We start from the raw sequence: 18,340 nt of genomic DNA on the forward strand, positions 1-18,340 counted from the left end.
CAACAAATAGTCCTCGAAAGAGGAAGAGGTGGTAACAATGCAAACAACAACAGCTTTACGCCTTTATGGTAAACGCGATCTGCGCCTGGAAACCTTCGATCTTCCTGAAATGCAGGACGATGAAATTCTGGCCTCAGTCGTAACCGACAGCCTGTGCCTTTCTTCCTGGAAAGAGGCTAACCAGGGCGAGAACCACAAAAAGGTGCCGGACGATGTGGCTACAAACCCGATCATCATCGGCCACGAGTTTTGCGGCGATATCATTGCCGTAGGCAAAAAATGGCAGCATAAGTTTCAGCCCGGCCAGCGCTATGTCATTCAGGCTAACCTGCAACTGCCGGATCGCCCGGACTGCCCCGGCTACTCCTTCCCGTGGGTAGGCGGTGAAGCCACGCACGTCATCATTCCTGATGAAGTCATGGAGCAGGACTGCCTGTTAGCCTACGAAGGTGAAACCTATTTTGAAGGCTCGTTGGTTGAGCCGCTGTCCTGCGTGATTGGCGCATTCAACGCCAACTATCACCTACAGGAAGGCACTTATAACCACAATATGGGCATTCGTCCGCAGGGGCGTACACTGATACTCGGCGGCACCGGGCCGATGGGACTACTGGCGATCGACTACGCGCTGCATGGTCCGGTTAACCCGGCGCTGCTGGTGGTGACCGACACCAATAACGACAAGCTGAGCTACGCCCGCAAGCACTATCCATCAGAACCACAAACGTTGATCCATTATCTCCACGCCCAGGATGCAGGTTATGACACCTTGATGGCGCTGAGCGGCGGGCACGGGTTTGATGACATCTTTGTGTTTGTGCCCAACGAACAGTTGGTTACGCTGGCCTCTTCTTTGCTGGCTGCCGATGGTTGCATGAACTTCTTTGCCGGTCCGCAGGATAAGCAGTTTAGCGCGCCGATTAACTTCTACGACGTGCACTATGCCTTCACCCATTATGTTGGGACATCTGGCGGCAATACCGACGACATGCGCACGGCGGTAAAACTGATCGAAGAGAAGAAAGTTCAGGCGGCAAAAGTGGTGACGCACATTCTGGGATTGAATGCGGCAGGTGAAACAACGCTGGAACTGCCGCAGGTCGGTGGAGGTAAAAAACTGGTTTACACCGGAAAAGCATTGCCGTTAACTGCGCTCACCCAGATTGACGATCCGGCCTTGCGCGCTATCCTGGAGCGTCATCAGGGGATCTGGTCGCAGGAAGCCGAACAGTACATATTGTCTCACGCCGAGGAAATTTAACATGATTAACCGCGACACCCAGTTGTGCATGTCGCTTGCCGGTCGCCCCGGCAACTTTGGCACACGCTTTCATAACTATCTGTATGAAAAGTTAGGGTTAAATTTTATCTACAAAGCCTTTACTACGCAGGATATTGAGGCCGCAGTGAAAGGCGTTCGCGCACTCGGGATTCGCGGCTGTGCGATCTCTATGCCGTTTAAAGAGAGCTGCATGCCGTTTCTGGATGCCATCGATCCTTCCGCAAAAGTCATTGATTCCGTCAACACCATCGTCAATGACAACGGTACGCTGACAGGATTTAACACCGACTACATTGCGGTAAAAAGCCTGATTGCAAGCCACCAGCTTGATAACCACGCGCGCGTCATGATCCGCGGCAGCGGTGGAATGGGTAAAGCGGTTATCGCCGCATTTCGCGATGCCGGTTTTCGCGATGTGATCGTCGCCGCCCGTAACCGGGAGAGCGGCCCGGCGCTGGCAAAACAGTACGGTTTCCAGTGGCAGCCGCAGCCGGAAGGAATTACCTGCGATATTCTGGTCAACGTGACGCCCGTCGGCATGGCTGGCGGTAAAGAGAGCGATGAACTGGCCTACAGCGAAGCGATGGTCGCTGCCGCCAGCGTGGTGTTTGACGTCGTCGCCCTGCCGCCGGAAACACCGGTAATCAAACTGGCACAGCAATTAGGTAAAAAGACCATCAGCGGTGCAGAGGTGATTGCCTTACAGGCCGTGGAGCAGTTCGCCATGTACACCGGCGTACGCCCGGATGACGAGCTAATCGCCGAAGCGGCAGAATTTGCGCGGGCGGGGTAAAGAAGCAGGAACAGAGCGCCAGGGATGGGCGCTCTGTCTATTTTAGGTACTATGCAACAGCGAACAGTTGCTGGTCAGCTTTCGCTTCCAACTGCGCCAGCGCGGGAATCAATTGGCTGATGTTGACCAGACTGTGTCCTAACTGGCATATGCTCTCATACGCAAAATGTTCCTGACCTTCCCCCCCATGGTCAGCAGGCTTTCGCCCATAAAATTCAGCGTCTGGTACAACCCTGCCAGCGCCTCTTCACAGCCAAACGATAGCGCCAGATTTTCTTCAGTAGTGAGATGGCTACAATCAAGATGGCGGAACGCCTCGGCGAGTGAGAAATAAAGTAGATCGGCCTGTGAAATGAGAGAATAGCGGACATTAAAATGGGGATAAAACGTAGTTAGTCATGCCATCAGCAGGTAATATGACGATACGCAAAAAGTACGCCATCAATTGCTAAATCATCGCGTCTAAGAAGGTTTGGGAGAGTTCAATGTCTTCAGCGTTTCAGCATCGATTCATTCTGACTGGTGGCCCAGGGTCAGGCAAAAGCACGATAATTGATACGATTATAAAACGAGGGTTTTGGTGTTCTAAAGAAGCTGGAAGAGGTGTGATCCAAGACCAGGTTAACATCGGCGGCGATGCATTACCGTGGGCCAACCAGACTGCATTTGCAGAGCTGATGCTATCCTGGGAAATGCGTTCGTGGCATGAAGCGGAAGGGCATACACAACCCTGCTTCTTTGATCGTGGTGTTCCTGATGTTGTAGGTTATTTACGTCTTTCTGAACTTACCATACCGAGGCATCTGGAAAACGCCATCGAGAAATTTCGCTATAACCGAATCGTATTTATTGCACCACCCTGGCGTGAAATATATGTACAGGACACAGAGCGCAAACAATCTTTCGATGTTGCCATCGCGACATATCACGCAATGGTAAAAACATACCGTATGTATGACTATCAGTTGATTGAATTACCATGTGTTTCTGTAGAAGAGCGAGTGGATTTTATTCTTTCCAGGATAAAACCCTGCTAAGACGGCAACTACGTGTAGTGGTGAATCACCATGCATGAATCTGTCATATTCTAGTGGACATATAGCTTCCGCCCCTGGCACAAAGCCCTCCCAATCCCCTATCATCGATTCTCGTATCAACCGCAGCATCCTGAAAAACTACGTATTATTGCGAGACACTTTCCTGTTTCCTCCAGCAAGCATTTCCCCTTACTCCCCATTTTTTTACTCTCTAGTCTCAACTTGTCAATTCATAATGTAGTTTATAAAATACATGGAACGTCATCATGGAAATTCTTCAGACAATGGTTTTCCGGCGTTGGGAGCAAAACCTACGGGACAGGAGAGCTAAAACGCTCATTGCCACACGCCTTTTTCGTCTGGCTAATGGTTTAGCTGGTGATGTTAAACCTGTTGGGGAAGGCGTCAGCGAAATGCGCATTTCTTACGGTCCTGGCTACAGGATTTACTTTAAACAGCAAGGTTGCCGCATCATCATTTTGTTATGTGGGGGCGATAAAAGCTCACAAGCCAACGATATTACTCTTGCAAAAATGCTCGCCCGTACACTGGATTCACAGGAGATCTTCTGCCATGAATAAACTTACTCACTACGATCCCGCGACTGCGCTGGTTGATGATGAAGAAATTGCCGTGTTTATGGCCGATGCCCTCGAAACAGGCGATGCAGCATACATTGCAAAAGCACTGGGCGTGGTAGCTCGCGCTAAGGGAATGGCGAACATTGCGGCAGAAACGGGATTATCCCGCGAGCAGCTTTATCGCTCTTTTAGTGAGAAAGGTAACCCGACGCTGAAAACCACCCTTGCAGTGATGAAGGTACTCGGCATTGAATTGACACTTAAAAAATAGCCTCAGCTTCTGTCTCCCCCTTCCAACATCGTGAGCCATATCAGTAAGGCGTTAGCCTGATAGTGGTAGCATTAGCGCGGTTTGTAATTTTCTGATTACATGGAGAAATGATGGAACTGCTTTTATTGAGTAACTCGACGCTGCCGGGCAAAGGCTGGATGGAACATGCGCTGCCGCTGATTGCTGAACAACTGAATGGTCGCCGTACGGCGGTGTTTATTCCGTTCGCTGGCGTGACGCAAACCTGGGATGAGTACACGGCGAAAACGGCAGCCATCTTTGCGCCAATGGGCGTCAACGTTACGGGTATTCATACCGTTGCCGACCCGATTGCCGCTATTGAAAACGCAGAGCTGGTGATTGTCGGCGGGGGTAATACCTTCCAGTTACTGAAAGAAAGCCGCGAGCGCGGTCTGTTGGCCCCGATTGTGGATGTCGTCAAACGCGGTGCGCTGTACATCGGCTGGAGCGCAGGTTCCAACCTTGCCTGCCAGACCATCCGCACTACCAACGACATGCCGATTGTCGATCCAAAAGGCTTTGATGCGCTGGGTCTGTTCCCACTGCAGATTAACCCACACTTCACCAACGCGCTGCCGGAAGGCCACAAAGGCGAAACGCGTGAACAGCGGATTCGCGAGCTGCTGGTTGTGGCACCGGAACTGACGGTGATTGGATTGCCGGAGGGGAACTGGATTAAGGTAAGTAACGGTCAGGCCGTGCTCGGCGGCCCGAACACCACGTACATCTTTAAAGCGGGTGAAGAGGCGGTTGCCGTTGAAGCAGGCCACTGCTTTTAGTTGATTTGTTGTCTGATGCCGGATGGCGGCTTCGCCTTATCCGGCCTACTGCTTCACCTCACTCAAAAATCATCCCGTCCATCGTCTTCATCCGGCTGTTCCAGCACGCTGTAAGCCACGGAACAAAACAGCGAGTTCAGACGCTGCATATCGCCCAACAGCGCCAGGTGCAAGGAGCTGGTTTCGATGCTCTGCACATTCTGCTGATGCAAACGGTCAACGTGCGCATGCGAATAACGACGATTGAGAATACGGAAGCGGTGCTTGCTGCGGCGCAGACGACGGGCACTGGTCACATCTCCTGAGAAGAACACCGACATCGCCAGTTGCAGATTGCTGAGCAACTGATCGTAGAGCGCATCCAGTTCTTTCAGCCCTTCGACAGAGAATGCCCGGCGAGCAGCCAGCGACTTATCGGCTATCTCGCTGCCCATACGTTCGACAATATCGGAAGCCTGTTCAAGGTTGAGCGACATTTCGATAATCTCCGCCCAACGGCGCGATTCCTCTTCAGCTAGCTCATCCTTTGGCATCCGCGCCAGATAGAGCTTAATTGCCGTGTACAGCACGTTAATGTCGTCCGCCATCCTGCGCAGCTCTTTCTCTTCACGTGGCTCGCCGTGCATTACTTTCTTCAGCCCGTCCATCATCTGCTCCATCGCGTCGCCGATACGCAGGGCTTCACGGGCGGCATTGGCCAGCGCGAGCGTCGGCGTATCCAGCGCGCTGACGTCCAGATGTTTGGGTTTCAGATGTGCATCCAGCTCCGGCTCATCGCGGATGATGCGCTTACAAAAACGCGCCATCGGTTCGGCAAACGGCACCATCGCCACGCAGCGCACCAGGTTGTAGAAGACGTGGAAATAGATAACCAGTTCAGATTTCGGCAGCGGCAGTTCATCCATCAGATTGGCCAGCGGATGAACAAACGGCAGGATAATCAGGCTCCCCACCAGCTTAAATAGCAGGCTACCGAGCGCCACACGGCGTGCTGCGGCGTTAGCGGCGCTGTTATTCAACATCGCCAGCAGGCCGGACCCGAGGTTGGCGCCAATCACCAGACACAACGCCACCGGGAACGAGATAATGCCTGCCGCGGTCAGCGTGGCCGTCAGCAGCACCGCCGCCAGGCTGGAGTAACTGATAATCGCAAACATGGCGCCAATCAGCGCATCGAGCATAATATCGCCGGTGAGCGAGGCAAAAATAACCTGTACACCATTAGCCTGGGTGATCGGCGTTACCGCCTGCACAATCAGCTCCAGCGCCAGCAAAATCAACCCCAGCCCAATACCGACCCGCCCCAGTTGCCCCACGCGGGACTGCTTACGGCCGAGAAAGAAGATCACGCCGATAAAAATCAGCAGTGGTGACAGCCAGGAGAGATCGAAGGTCAGGATACGCGCCATCAGCGCGGTCCCCACGTCGGCACCCAGCACTATGACCAGCGCAGGGGTAAGCGCCACGAGATCTTGTGCAACAAACGAGGTCACCAGCATGGTGGTGGCGTTGCTGCTTTGCACCAGCGCCGTTACGCCGATACCCGCACAAAAGGCGAGCGGCTTCTTTTCAACACTACGGCTGAGCACGGTACGCAAACGGGCGCCGAAGACGCGCATCACGCCGGTACGCACAATATGCGTACCCCAAACCAGCATAGATACAGCAGAAAGCAGGTGTAACAGAGTTAACACGGAATCAGGTTCTCCTTATTTTTATGGTTTTTTGAGGCTCATTTGCCTGATGGCGCTGCGCTTATCAGGCCTACAAATCATCCCTATGTAGGCCGGATAAGGCGTTTACGCCGCCATCCGGCAACGGCCCCCTTTCAGTATAAGGGTTTAAACGTAATAAAGAGACAGGGCACTCATTGAGCGCCCTGTTTGTTGTAAAGAAAGATGACAGTTTTGTGAATCAGTCGGCGTCATAGCCGAGGTTCGGCGCTAACCAGCGCTCCACTTCCGCCACGCTCATCCCTTTACGGAAGGCATAATCTTCAACCTGATCGCGCTGGATTTGCGCCACGGCGTAGTACTTGCTGTCCGGATGACTGAAATACCAGCCGGAAACCGACGCGCCTGGCCACATGGCGAAGGATTCGGTGAGCTTCATCCCGGTGTGCGCTTCCACATCCAGCAGTTCCCAGATGGTGGCTTTTTCGGTGTGTTCCGGGCACGCCGGATAGCCTGGTGCCGGGCGAATCCCCTGGTAGTTTTCGCGGATCAGCTCCTCGTTACTGAGGTTCTCATTCGCCGCATAGCCCCAGTAGACTTTACGCACGCGCTCATGCAGATATTCTGCGAACGCTTCCGCCAGACGGTCGGCGATCGCTTTCACCATGATCTTGTTGTAGTCGTCGTGCTGGGCTTCGAAGGCGTCCGCCAGCGCATCTTCCTCCAGCCCCCCGGTCACCGCGAAAGCACCGATGTAATCCGCTTTGCCGCTCAGTTTCGGCGCAACAAAGTCAGACAGGCAGTAGTTGGCGAAACCGACTTTTTCCGTCTGCTGGCGCAGATGATGACTCACGTTGATAACGTGCGTACGCGTCTCGTCACGGTAGATCTCGATATCGTCACCCACGCGGTTTGCCGGGAATAACCCCACTACGCCGCGCGGATTCAGGGTCTTCTCGGCGCTGAGTTTATCCAGCATGTCGTTAGCGTCTTTGAACAGGCGCTTCGCCTCTTCTCCTACTACCTCATCTTCGAGAATGCGCGGGTATTTCCCGGCCAGCGACCAGGTCATAAAGAACGGCGTCCAGTCGATGTAATTGCGCAGAGTTTCGATGCTGGCTTCCACTTCCTGCACGCCCAGACGGTGCGCCACCGGCGGGGTGTAGTTTTCCCAGTCGAAGGCCAGATCGTTGTCGCGGGCAGCCTGTAACGTTACTGGCGGGGTACGCGGTTTCTTACGCGCATGCTGGATACGCACGGTTTCGTACTCTTTACGCGTACGGGCGACAAAGTCATCGCGCTGGGTGTCAGAGAGCAGCGCAGCCACCACGCCAACGGTACGCGAGGCGTTCTGCACGTACACCGTCGGGCCGCTGTAGTTCTGCTCGATTTTCACCGCCGTGTGCGCTTTTGAGGTGGTCGCGCCGCCAATCAGCAGCGGAATAGTGAATCCCTGACGCTCCATCTCTTTCGCCACGTTGACCATTTCGTCCAGCGACGGGGTAATCAGCCCAGACAGGCCAATCAGATCGGCATTCACTTCACGCGCCGTTCTGAGGATTTTCTCCGCGGGCACCATCACGCCAAGATCGACGATTTCGTAGTTGTTACATTGCAGCACCACGCCGACAATGTTTTTGCCGATATCGTGCACATCGCCCTTCACAGTCGCGATGACCATTTTGCCGTTGCTGGAGCCTTTCTCTTTGCTGGCCTCAATGTACGGTTCGAGGTACGCCACCGCCTGCTTCATCACGCGGGCGGATTTCACCACCTGCGGCAGGAACATTTTGCCCTCGCCGAACAGATCGCCAACGACGTTCATGCCGTCCATCAGCGGTCCTTCAATAACTTCGATCGGACGCGCAGCCTGCTGGCGCGCTTCCTCGGTATCCAGCTCAATAAACTCGGTAATGCCTTTCACCAGCGAGTATTCGAGGCGCTTTTTCACGTCCCAGGTGCGCCACTCCGCCATCTGGGCATTCGCCGTGTCGTCGGTTTTACTGCCGCGATATTTCTCTGCCAGCTCCAGCAGTCGTTCGGTGCCATCGTCACGACGGTTGAGGATCACATCTTCAACAGCATCGCGCAGCTCGGCGGGCAAGTCGTCGTAAATAGCCAGCTGTCCGGCGTTGACGATCCCCATGTCCATGCCGTTGCGAATGGCGTAGTAGAGGAATACCGCGTGAATGGCTTCACGTACCGGGTCGTTGCCACGGAACGAGAATGAAACGTTAGAAACGCCGCCGGAGATCAGTGCGTGCGGCAGCTCGCGTTTGATGTCTTCACACGCGCCGATAAAGTCCTGCGCGTAATTGTTGTGCTCATCAATACCGGTCGCGACAGCAAAGATGTTTGGGTCGAAGATGATGTCTTCCGGCGGGAAGCCCACCTCTTCGGTAAGAATTTTGTACGCCCGACGGCAGATCTCAATTTTACGTGCGCGGGTGTCGGCCTGCCCTTGCTCGTCAAAGGCCATCACCACCACCGCGGCACCGTAGCGACGCAGCAGCTTCGCGTGATGGATAAAGGTCTCAACCCCCTCTTTCATCGAGATGGAGTTAACGATGCCTTTACCCTGAATGCACTTCAGCCCTTTCTCGATAACGTCCCATTTCGAGGAGTCGATCATAATCGGCACGCGGGCGATATCCGGCTCACCGGCGATCAGGTTGAGAAAACGCACCATTGCCGCTTCGGCGTCGAGCATCCCCTCATCCATGTTGATATCGATGATCTGCGCGCCGCTTTCCACCTGCTGACGGGCGACGTCCAGCGCTTCGCTGTATTTCTCTTCTTTGATCAGGCGTTTAAACTTGGCAGAACCGGTGACGTTGGTACGCTCGCCAACGTTCACAAACAGGCTGTCGTCGCCGATGTTCAGCGGCTCAAGGCCGGAAAGGCGGCAGGCAACCGGGATTTCCGGCAAGCGGCGCGGCGGTAAGCCATCCACTGCGCGGCTCATGGCGGCGATATGTTCCGGCGTGGTGCCGCAGCAGCCGCCGACGATATTCAGGAAACCGGCCTCAGCCCACTCGCGAATCTGCGCCGCCATGGTGTCGGCGTCGAGATCGTATTCACCAAAGGCGTTCGGCAGACCGGCGTTCGGGTGCGCGGTGACGTAGCATTCAGCAATGCGCGACAGTTCCTGCACGTACTGGCGCAATTCGTCCGGGCCTAACGCGCAGTTCAGACCGAAGGTCAGCGCATCGGCGTGGCGCAGGGAGTTGTAGAATGCTTCGGTAGTCTGGCCGGAGAGCGTACGCCCGGAAGCATCGGTGATGGTGCCGGAGAGCATAATCGGCAGCTCAACGCCCAGCGCTTCGAATTCAGTTTTAACCGCGAAAATAGCGGCTTTGGCGTTCAGAGTATCGAAGACGGTTTCAATCAGGATCAGGTCACTGCCGCCTTCCACCAGCGCTTTGGTGGATTCACGGTAGGCGGCCACCAGCTGATCAAAGGTAATGTTGCGGTAAGCCGGGTCGTTAACATCAGGCGAGATAGACGCCGTACGGTTCGTTGGGCCGAGCACGCCCGCGACGTAGCGCGGTTTTTCCGGCGTGCGCGACGTCCATTCGTCAGCCGCCGCACGCGCCAGTTTGGCTGCCGCAAAGTTGATTTCCGCCGACAGGGATTCCATCTGGTAATCCGCCATGGCGATAGTCGTCGAGTTAAAGGTGTTGGTTTCGATGATATCCGCGCCCGCCTCAAAGTAGGCGTTATGGATGGCGGCGATGACCTCCGGTTTGCTGAGCACCAACAAGTCGTTGTTACCTTTCAGATCGCACGGCCAGTCGGCAAAGCGTTCGCCGCGGAAATCCTCTTCGCTCAGACGATATCCCTGGATCATGGTGCCCATACCGCCGTCCAGCACCAGAATACGTTCATTTAACTGCTGACGTAATTGTTCTACTTTGCTGCTCACACTCGCTCCCGACAACGCTCAACCAGACCGAAAAAAACTCAACAGGTCATACTGGCACAAACCTGAGAGGCGGAAAAGAGAACAACGGCCAACATGAGACATGTTCAGCTTCACTCATCCGATCAGTACAGGAATTCTTGCATTATAATTGAATAAAACGAAAATGATTTCCACGATACAGAAAAGGAGTCTGCCATGGTAGCCACTGTCCCCGCGAAACGCGGTAGAAAACCCGCCGCCGCTACTGCGCCTGCAACCGGGCAGGTTCAGTCTCTGACCCGCGGTCTGAAGCTGCTGGAGTGGATTGCGGAATCCAACGGCAGCGTGGCGTTGACCGAGCTGGCGCAGCAGGCTGGCCTGCCAAACTCCACGACTCACCGTTTGCTGACCACCATGCAGCAGCAGGGTTTTGTCCGTCAGGTGGGTGAATTAGGCCACTGGGCCGTAGGTGCGCATGCGTTCATCGTCGGCAGCAGCTTTTTGCAAAGCCGTAATCTGCTGGCGATTGTCCATCCGATCCTGCGCAAGCTGATGGAAGATTCCGGTGAGACGGTAAACTTGGCCGTGTTGGATCAAAGCGATCATCAGGCCATTATTATCGACCAGGTGCAGTGCACCCAACTGATGCGCATGTCCGCGCCTATCGGCGGCAAACTGCCGATGCACGCCTCCGGTGCGGGTAAGGCGTTTTTATCCCAACTGAGCGAAGAACAAGTGACTGGCCTGCTGCACCGTAAAGGCCTGCATGCTTATACACACGCCACGCTGGTGTCGCCAGTGCATCTGAAAGAGGATTTGGCCCAGACGCGCAAGCGCGGCTATTCCTTTGATGATGAGGAACATGCGCTGGGTCTGCGCTGCGTGGCGTCGTGCATTTATGACGAGCACCGCGAGCCGTTCGCTGCGATTTCCATTTCCGGACCCATTTCTCGTATTACCGACGATCGCGTGACCGAGTTTGGCGCCATGGCGATCAAAGCGGCGAAAGAAGTGACGCTGGCGTACGGTGGATTTCGCTAGGATGGGGTTGCCGGGTGGCGGCTACGCCTTACCCGGCCTGCTATCCAAGGTTAGGGCTGATTTGTAGACCTGATAAGCGTAGCGCATCAGGCACGGCGCACATTGCCGGATGGCGGCGCAAGTGCCTTATCCGGCCTACGGTCGGTTTCATAACGCACGCTGAACCGCTGCCGACGCCGGTAGGCGTAAACATCTTCCACGTGACCGTTTTTGATGCGCGTCTGTAGGCCGCGCCAGTAGTCAGCGCTGAACAGGTCAGCGTGCATCTCTTCAAATAGCGGCCCTATACGCGGGTCGGCACATAGCCAGTGACGAAATTCTTCCGGGAAGACATCTCCCGGCGATACGCTGTACCACGGCTCAGCGCTCATCTCATCTTCCGGGTAGCGTGGCGGCGGGATATGGCGGAAATTCACCTCCGTCATGTAGCAGATTTCATCGTAATCGTAGAACACCACACGCCCGTGACGGGTCACGCCGAAGTTCTTAAATAGCATATCGCCGGGGAAAATATTGGCGGCGGCCAGCTGACGAATGGCGTTGCCATACTCTTCAATGGCATCGCGCAGTTGCTGACCTTCGACCTGCTCCAGCCAGATATTCAGCGGTACCATCCGTCGTTCAATATACAGATGGCGAATGACAATCTGATCGCCGAGATCGGTAATTTTTTCCGGGGCTTCCTGCAATAACAGCGCCATCAGCGCCGGATCGATTTGCCGTTTCTCCAGCACAAAATTCTCGAATTCCTGGGTGTCAGCCATCCGCCCAACACGATCGTGTTCTTTGACCAGTTGATAGCAGGCGCGGACGTGGGCGGCAGACATCTCTTTTTGCGGGGCAAATTTGTCTTTGATGATTTTAAACACCCGGTCAAAACCCGGCAGCGTAAACACCAACATCACCATGCCGCGGATCCCTGGCGCTTCAATAAATTGCTCATCGCAATGGGCAAGATAGAGCAGATATTCGCGGTAACTTTCGGTCTTCGCGTGTTTCTGACAGCCAATCGCCATGTACAGTTCGGCGGTGGTTTTACCGGGCAGGATCTCGCGCAGCCACTCCACCAGCGCCGCGGGCAAAGGGGCGTAAACCATAAAATAGGAGCGGGCGAAGCCAAACACAATGCTCGCCTCCGCCGTCGTGGTCAGACAGGTATCGACAAACAATTCGCCTTCATCAGTCCGGTGGATTGGCAGTAAAAACGGTAGCGTCCCCGAAGGAGTAATCAGCTTACCGACCAGCCAGGCGGCCTTGTTGCGATAAAACAGTTCGTTCGCCACCTGTAAATGGCAGCCCGACAACACATCCGCTCCCAGGGTTTCGGTCAGGTGTTCGATGATGTAGTGGATATCACGATGTTTGTTCTGCCACGGCAGACGCAGGGGCAGATCGCTAAGGACACGCGTCAGCAGCCACTCCCAGCCGGTATCCGGAAAAAAGTCTTTCGCCAGCGGACGTGGGATCGTGCGAAAACGGCGCTCTGGCTGAGAACTGAAAATAAACAGCCGCTCGGGAGTCAGCGAGCGGTGGTCAAATAACCGACAGTAAACGGAGTTAAAGAAACTCTCCGCAATCTCGAAGCGCGGGTAATCCGGCAGTAGCCGGGTGTAATGCTCTTTCACGCGAAGTAAAAAATCCGCGTCGGTACTTTTGCCGTCAGTAATGCAGCGCAACTGCTCCACCACCAGACCTACGTGATGATCGTAAAGGTGAATACGGCTTTTCATCGCCTGCTGAACCGCATGCCAGTCGGCATGTTCAAAACGCTGCTGCGCGCCGGAGGTGACTTCCAGAAAACGCCCGTACTGGGCGTCGAAACCTTGCAAGATAGTCTGAGCAATCAGTAATTCCAGGCCACGCGTCATCAATGTCTCCCATCCGGCACAACGTCATGCCGGATGGCGCGTTCGCTTATCCGGCCTACATCCCTTCGTAGGCCCGGTAAGCGCAGCGCCACCGGGCATTAATCAAAACTGCGATTCTTCGGTCGAGCCGGTCAGCGCGGTCACCGAGGAAGCTCCGCCCTGAATGATGGTGGTGACTTTGTCGAAGTAACCTGTGCCCACTTCCTGCTGATGGGAGACGAAGGTGTAACCGTCTTTAGCTGCCGCAAATTCTGGCTGCTGAACCTTCTCAACATAATGGCGCATGCCTTCACCCTGCGCATAGGAGTGCGCGAGGTCGAACATGTTGAACCACATGCTGTGGATACCCGCCAGGGTAATGAACTGGTATTTGTAACCCATATCCGACAGCTGCTGCTGGAAGCTGGCGATAGTTTTGTCATCCAGGTTTTTCTGCCAGTTAAACGACGGCGAACAGTTGTAAGCCAGCAGTTTGCCAGGGTATTTCGCATGGATCGCATCGGCAAAGCGCTTCGCCAGCTCAAGGTCCGGCGTGGAGGTTTCACACCACACCAGATCCGCATACGGTGCGTAGGCCAGACCACGGCTGATCGCCTGCTCAATACCCGCATGCGTACGGTAGAACCCTTCGCTGGTACGTTCGCCAGTGATGAACTCGCTGTCGTATGGGTCGCAATCAGACGTAATCAGATCGGCTGCGTCGGCATCGGTACGTGCAATCACCAGCGTCGGCACACCCATGACGTCGGCTGCCAGACGGGCGGCCACCAGTTTCTGGATAGCTTCCTGCGTCGGAACCAGCACTTTGCCGCCCATGTGACCACATTTTTTCACCGATGCGAGCTGATCTTCGAAGTGAACGGCCGCTGCACCAGCCTCAATCATCGATTTCATCAGTTCAAACGCGTTCAGTACGCCGCCAAACCCTGCTTCCGCATCGGCAACGATCGGCAGGAAGTAATCGACATAGCGAGGATCGTTCGGCTCAATACCGGTTGACCATTGGATCTGATCGGCGCGACGGAATGTGTTGTTGATCCGATCAACCACCGCCGGGACGGAGTTCGCCGGATACAGCGATTGGTCCGGGTACATGCTGGATGCCAGGTTGGCATCTGCCGCCACCTGCCAGCCTGAAAGGTAGACCGCTTCAATACCGGCTTTCGCCTGCTGCAGCGCCTGACCGCCGGTCAGCGCGCCGAGGCTGTTGATATAACCTTTCTTCGATTCGCCGTGCAGCAGACGCCACATTTTAGCCGCGCCAAGCTGCGCCAACGTGCATTCCGGGTTGACCGAGCCACGTAATTTCACCACTTCCTCCGCGCTATATGGACGGGTGATGCCTTCCCAGCGCGGTTGAGTCCATTCTTTCTGTAATTCTTCGATTTGTTGAGTACGGGTTTTCATGTGCAGATGCTCCATATTGTTATGTGGTGGATTACGCCAGCAGGCGGTAGCCTGGCAGGGTCAAGAAATCGATCAGTTCATCAGAGGTAGTGATTTGCTCCATCAGGCGCGCGGCATCGTCAAAACGCCCGCTGCTGTAGCGGTGTTCGCCCAGCTCGTCCTGAATCACCAGCATCTCTTCGGCCAGCATCTGACGGAACAGCGGTTTGGTAACCGGCTTGCCGTTGCTGAGCGTCTTCTCGTGGTGGATCCACTGCCAGATGGAGGTACGGGAGATTTCGGCGGTGGCCGCGTCTTCCATCAGACCGTAAATCGGTACGCAGCCGTTACCGGAGATCCACGCTTCGATGTACTGCACCGCGACACGGATATTGGCGCGCATGCCTTCTTCAGTACGCTCACCTTCACAAGGTGCCAGCAGTTGCTCTGCGGTAATCGGGGCATCTTCTTCACGGGTCACGAACAGCTGATTTTTGTTTTCACCGAGTACGTCGTTGAACACCGCCATGGCGGTATCTGCCAGTCCCGGATGGGCAATCCATGTGCCGTCATGACCGTTATTTGCTTCCAGTGCTTTGTCCGCTTTTACCTTGGTCAAAACCTGGTTGTTACGTTCCGCATCTTTGCTGGGAATGAACGCTGCCATGCCGCCCATCGCGAATGCGCCACGTTTATGACAGGTTTTAATCAGCAGACGCGAATAGGCGCTGAGGAATGGTTTATCCATCGTCACCACCTGACGGTCCGGCAGCACGCGATCCGGATGGTTCTTCAGCGTTTTGATATAGCTAAAAATGTAGTCCCAACGACCGCAGTTCAGACCCACAATGTGGTCACGCAGGGCGTGCAGAATTTCGTCCATCTGGAAGACGGCAGGCAGCGTTTCAATCAGCAGGGTCGCTTTAATGGTGCCGCGCGGCAGGTTAAAGCGGTCCTCTGCATAGCTGAACACTTCGCTCCACCATGCCGCTTCTTGCCAGGCCTGCGTTTTTGGCAGATAGAAATAAGGGCCGCTGCCTTTCGCCAGCAACGTTTTGTAGTTGTGGAAGAAATAGAGGGCAAAGTCGAACAGGCTGCCCGGGATAGATTCGCCACGCCAGGTGACGTGTTTTTCCGGCAGATGCAGACCACGAACGCGACATACCAACAGAGCCGGATTAGGCTTGAGCTGATAAATTTTACCCGCTTCGTTGGTGTAGCTAATGGTGCCATTGACCGCATCGCGCAGGTTGATCTGCCCGTCGATAACTTTGCTCCACTCAGGAGCCAGTGAATCTTCGAAGTCAGCCATAAAGACTTTGACGTTCGCGTTCAGCGCGTTGATGACCATCTTGCGCTCAACGGGTCCGGTGATCTCTACGCGGCGATCCAGTAAATCATCAGGAATTCCGCGAATTTTCCAGTTACCTTCACGAATGGAAGCTGTTTCCGAAATAAAATCAAGCAACTTACCGTCATCAATATCCTGCTGCTGCTGGATACGTGCAGCCAGAAGTTTATTCCGCTTTGGCGTAAATCTTGTCACCAGTTCAGTCAGAAACTCCACTGCTTCAGCGGTCAGAATTTGCTGTTCCTGTTCGCCACGCGGCCTGGTGAAGACCAGTTCATCGGTTGTCGTTGCCTGTTGATTCATTGCGTAGTTCCTCGTCATTGATCCAAACACATCCCCAATGCGAACGAAGGATCGTTGTGCGCTTTTCGTTCAGCACAACTAAGACTACTCATTTAAATTTCAAAATCAAAAACAATTTCCATTTTTAATTTAATTATCAATTAACCTATTGATAACAATATAAATAAAATTTAATTACACGATGAGGTGCGTTTCGGAAATAAAAAAGGCACCCGAAGGTGCCTGATTCAACATGCTGAAACGCTTAAGGATCGTCTGCTACAGAAGATTAATCCAGCGTTGGATTCATGTGACGCAGATCATATGGCGTGATCTGGTAGACGTAATAGTTGAGCCAGTTGGTGAACAACAGATTGCCGTGGCTACGCCAGGTTGCCCGCGGTTTGTTTTGTGGGTCATCTTTCGGGAAATAGTTATAGGGAACTTCCGGCGTTAAGCCCGCTTCGACGTCACGAAAATATTCGCTGCCGAGTGTGTGATCGTCATACTCAGGATGACCCGTCACGAAGGCAATACGTTTATCTTTGCTGGCAAACAGGTAAGCATCTCCCTCTTCGGTTTCAGCAAAAATCTCGAGATCGGTGTAGTCGCGGATAAGCGCTGCAGGGAAATCAGCATAGCGGGAATGCGGGGCCAGGAACGCATCATCGAATCCACGCGTCAGTAGCGCATGAGGGTGCAGAATATGGTGCTCATAGACGCCTGAGAGTTTATCCGTGCGGGTTTGCTTAGGAATTCCGTACAGGATATTCAACGCGGCCTGCACCGCCCAACAGACAAATAGCGTCGAGGTAACGTGATCTTTGGCCCATTCAAGCACTTGTTTAATCTGCGGCCAGTAAGCCACATCATTAAATTCAACCAGGCCCAACGGCGCGCCGGTCACGATCAATCCGTCAAAGTTCTGATCGCAGATATCCTCGAAATTACAGTAGAAGTTATTCAGATGCTCCGTTGGGGTGTTGCGTGACTCGCGGGCATCGATGCGCAATAGCTGAACATCTACCTGCAGCGGTGAGTTAGACAGTAAGCGCAGGAACTGGTTTTCCGTTTCAATCTTCTTGGGCATCAGGTTAAGGATGAGCACCTTCAGTGGACGAATTTCCTGACCGGAAGCGCGGGATGTCGTCATCACGAAGACGTTTTCCTCACGCAAAAAATTGACGGCGGGTAGCTCGTCCTGCACGCGAATTGGCATAACCTGATAACCTCATAACATACGTTTAAACGTTTAGACATCCAGATAGCTGAAGATACCCAGGAATCATGCGAATGTCGAGCTTGCATCCTCAAGTTGAGAAAGTTTCACGGCTCCTTGCTGTAGAATAGTGCAGTAAAGAAAAAAGGAGAATGCTATGAACCTTACCATTCGTCGTTCGCGTCAGGACGAAGGAGATAAGTTAGTTTCTATTTGGTGTCGCTCAGTAGATGCCACGCACCATTTCCTCTCTGCGGATTATCGGATTGAGCTGGAGGAGCTGGTACGTTCATTTTTACCAGAAGCCCCTCTGTGGGTTGCAGTGACAGAACAGGATGAGCCCGTCGCTTTTATGCTCCTGACCGACCAGCATATTGATGCTTTGTTTGTCGATCCGGATGTGCGTGGTAGTGGTGTTGGTAAACTGCTGATTGAACATGCTTTATCAATGAGTTCAACGCTAACAACCAACGTTAACGAGCAGAATGAGCAGGCGGTTGGATTCTATAAGAAGATGGGATTTAGCGTGACGGGACGTACAGAGGTGGACGATCTCGGACGACCGTACCCGTTACTCAACCTCGTACGCGGGTAGCAGGACTAGCTTTTGTAGGCCGGATAAGGCGATACGCCGCATCCGGCAGTATGCAGACGTGTTGCCTGATGCGCTGCGCTTATCAGGCCTACAAAATACATTCAGCTCTGCCTCTGTAGGCCGGATAAGGCGATACGCCGCATCCGGCAGTATGCAGACGTGTTGCCTGATGCGCTGCGCTTATCAGGCCTACAAAATACATTCAGCCCAGCCCCTGTAGGCCGGATAAGGCAGCACGCCGCATCCGGCAGTATGCA

The 18,340-nt window shown here is 54.1% G+C and carries 14 protein-coding genes; 8 read left to right on the top strand and 6 right to left on the bottom strand.

What is annotated here, in order from left to right:
* The first annotated feature begins 37 nt into the window (after window positions 1-37).
* The 6 genes from sorE (at window position 38) to pepE (ending at window position 4,764) form a co-directional block, all read left to right on the top strand.
* Window positions 38-1,261 carry an L-sorbose 1-phosphate reductase gene (gene sorE / locus SK38_RS16135; protein WP_048236371.1) on the top strand — a complete coding sequence of 408 codons (1,224 nt, stop codon included), beginning with the start codon at window positions 38-40 and terminating at the stop codon, window positions 1,259-1,261.
* Between the two features lies 1 nt (window position 1,262).
* Entirely contained in the window at window positions 1,263-2,075 is an 813-nt protein-coding gene (locus SK38_RS16140) for a shikimate 5-dehydrogenase (RefSeq protein ID WP_048236373.1), read from the top strand.
* A 485-nt stretch (window positions 2,076-2,560) separates the two neighbouring features.
* The gene (locus SK38_RS16145; protein ID WP_008786891.1) at window positions 2,561-3,112 is read left to right on the top strand and encodes an AAA family ATPase; all 552 of its coding nucleotides are present in this window, start codon (window positions 2,561-2,563) and stop codon (window positions 3,110-3,112) included.
* Window positions 3,113-3,375: 263 nt separating this feature from the next.
* The gene (locus tag SK38_RS16150) at window positions 3,376-3,693 is read left to right on the top strand and encodes a type II toxin-antitoxin system RelE/ParE family toxin (protein ID WP_032942059.1); all 318 of its coding nucleotides are present in this window, start codon (window positions 3,376-3,378) and stop codon (window positions 3,691-3,693) included.
* A complete protein-coding gene (locus SK38_RS16155; protein WP_032942057.1) occupies window positions 3,686-3,964 on the top strand; it encodes an addiction module antidote protein in 279 nt (92 codons plus the stop codon). Before SK38_RS16150 ends, SK38_RS16155 begins: the two co-directional genes overlap by 8 nt.
* Before the next feature lie 110 nt (window positions 3,965-4,074).
* Window positions 4,075-4,764 (top strand): dipeptidase PepE, encoded by a 690-nt coding sequence (gene pepE, locus SK38_RS16160; RefSeq protein WP_048236375.1) that lies wholly within the window; start codon window positions 4,075-4,077, stop codon window positions 4,762-4,764.
* A 62-nt stretch (window positions 4,765-4,826) separates the two neighbouring features.
* Here pepE and SK38_RS16165 read toward each other — a convergent pair whose 3' ends face one another.
* Both SK38_RS16165 and metH read right to left on the bottom strand, forming a co-directional pair.
* A complete protein-coding gene (locus SK38_RS16165) occupies window positions 4,827-6,458 on the bottom strand; it encodes a Na/Pi cotransporter family protein (protein ID WP_048236377.1) in 1,632 nt (543 codons plus the stop codon).
* Window positions 6,459-6,678: 220 nt separating this feature from the next.
* Window positions 6,679-10,362 (bottom strand): methionine synthase, encoded by a 3,684-nt coding sequence (gene metH / locus SK38_RS16170; protein WP_048236378.1) that lies wholly within the window; start codon window positions 10,360-10,362, stop codon window positions 6,679-6,681.
* Window positions 10,363-10,557: 195 nt separating this feature from the next.
* On the opposite strand from metH, the gene iclR reads away from it, so the two are divergent.
* Complete coding sequence (gene iclR, locus SK38_RS16175) at window positions 10,558-11,382, top strand: glyoxylate bypass operon transcriptional repressor IclR (RefSeq protein WP_003826510.1); 825 nt, start codon at window positions 10,558-10,560, stop codon at window positions 11,380-11,382.
* A gap of 86 nt (window positions 11,383-11,468) precedes the next feature.
* Here the strand turns inward: iclR and aceK are convergent, their stop codons facing one another.
* The 4 genes from aceK to metA all read right to left on the bottom strand — a co-directional run bounded on the left by aceK (window position 11,469) and on the right by metA (window position 17,488).
* On the bottom strand, window positions 11,469-13,250 hold the full coding sequence (gene aceK, locus SK38_RS16180) for a bifunctional isocitrate dehydrogenase kinase/phosphatase (protein ID WP_003826508.1): 1,782 nt from the start codon (window positions 13,248-13,250) through the stop codon (window positions 11,469-11,471).
* Between the two features lie 102 nt (window positions 13,251-13,352).
* Window positions 13,353-14,657, bottom strand: a complete 1,305-nt coding sequence (aceA, locus tag SK38_RS16185; protein ID WP_003826506.1) for an isocitrate lyase — start codon at window positions 14,655-14,657, stop codon at window positions 13,353-13,355.
* A 31-nt stretch (window positions 14,658-14,688) separates the two neighbouring features.
* A complete protein-coding gene (gene aceB, locus SK38_RS16190; protein ID WP_048236380.1) occupies window positions 14,689-16,290 on the bottom strand; it encodes a malate synthase A in 1,602 nt (533 codons plus the stop codon).
* Window positions 16,291-16,558: 268 nt separating this feature from the next.
* Window positions 16,559-17,488: a homoserine O-acetyltransferase MetA gene (gene metA / locus SK38_RS16195; protein WP_043018036.1), complete on the bottom strand. Its 930-nt coding sequence runs from the start codon at window positions 17,486-17,488 to the stop codon at window positions 16,559-16,561.
* A gap of 157 nt (window positions 17,489-17,645) precedes the next feature.
* Between metA and SK38_RS16200 the strand changes: the two genes are divergently transcribed.
* Complete coding sequence (locus SK38_RS16200; protein ID WP_003826501.1) at window positions 17,646-18,083, top strand: acetyltransferase; 438 nt, start codon at window positions 17,646-17,648, stop codon at window positions 18,081-18,083.
* Window positions 18,084-18,340 lie beyond the last annotated feature (257 nt).

Source organism: Citrobacter sp. MGH110 (assembly GCF_001037515.1).
Classification (GTDB): domain Bacteria; phylum Pseudomonadota; class Gammaproteobacteria; order Enterobacterales; family Enterobacteriaceae; genus Citrobacter; species Citrobacter portucalensis.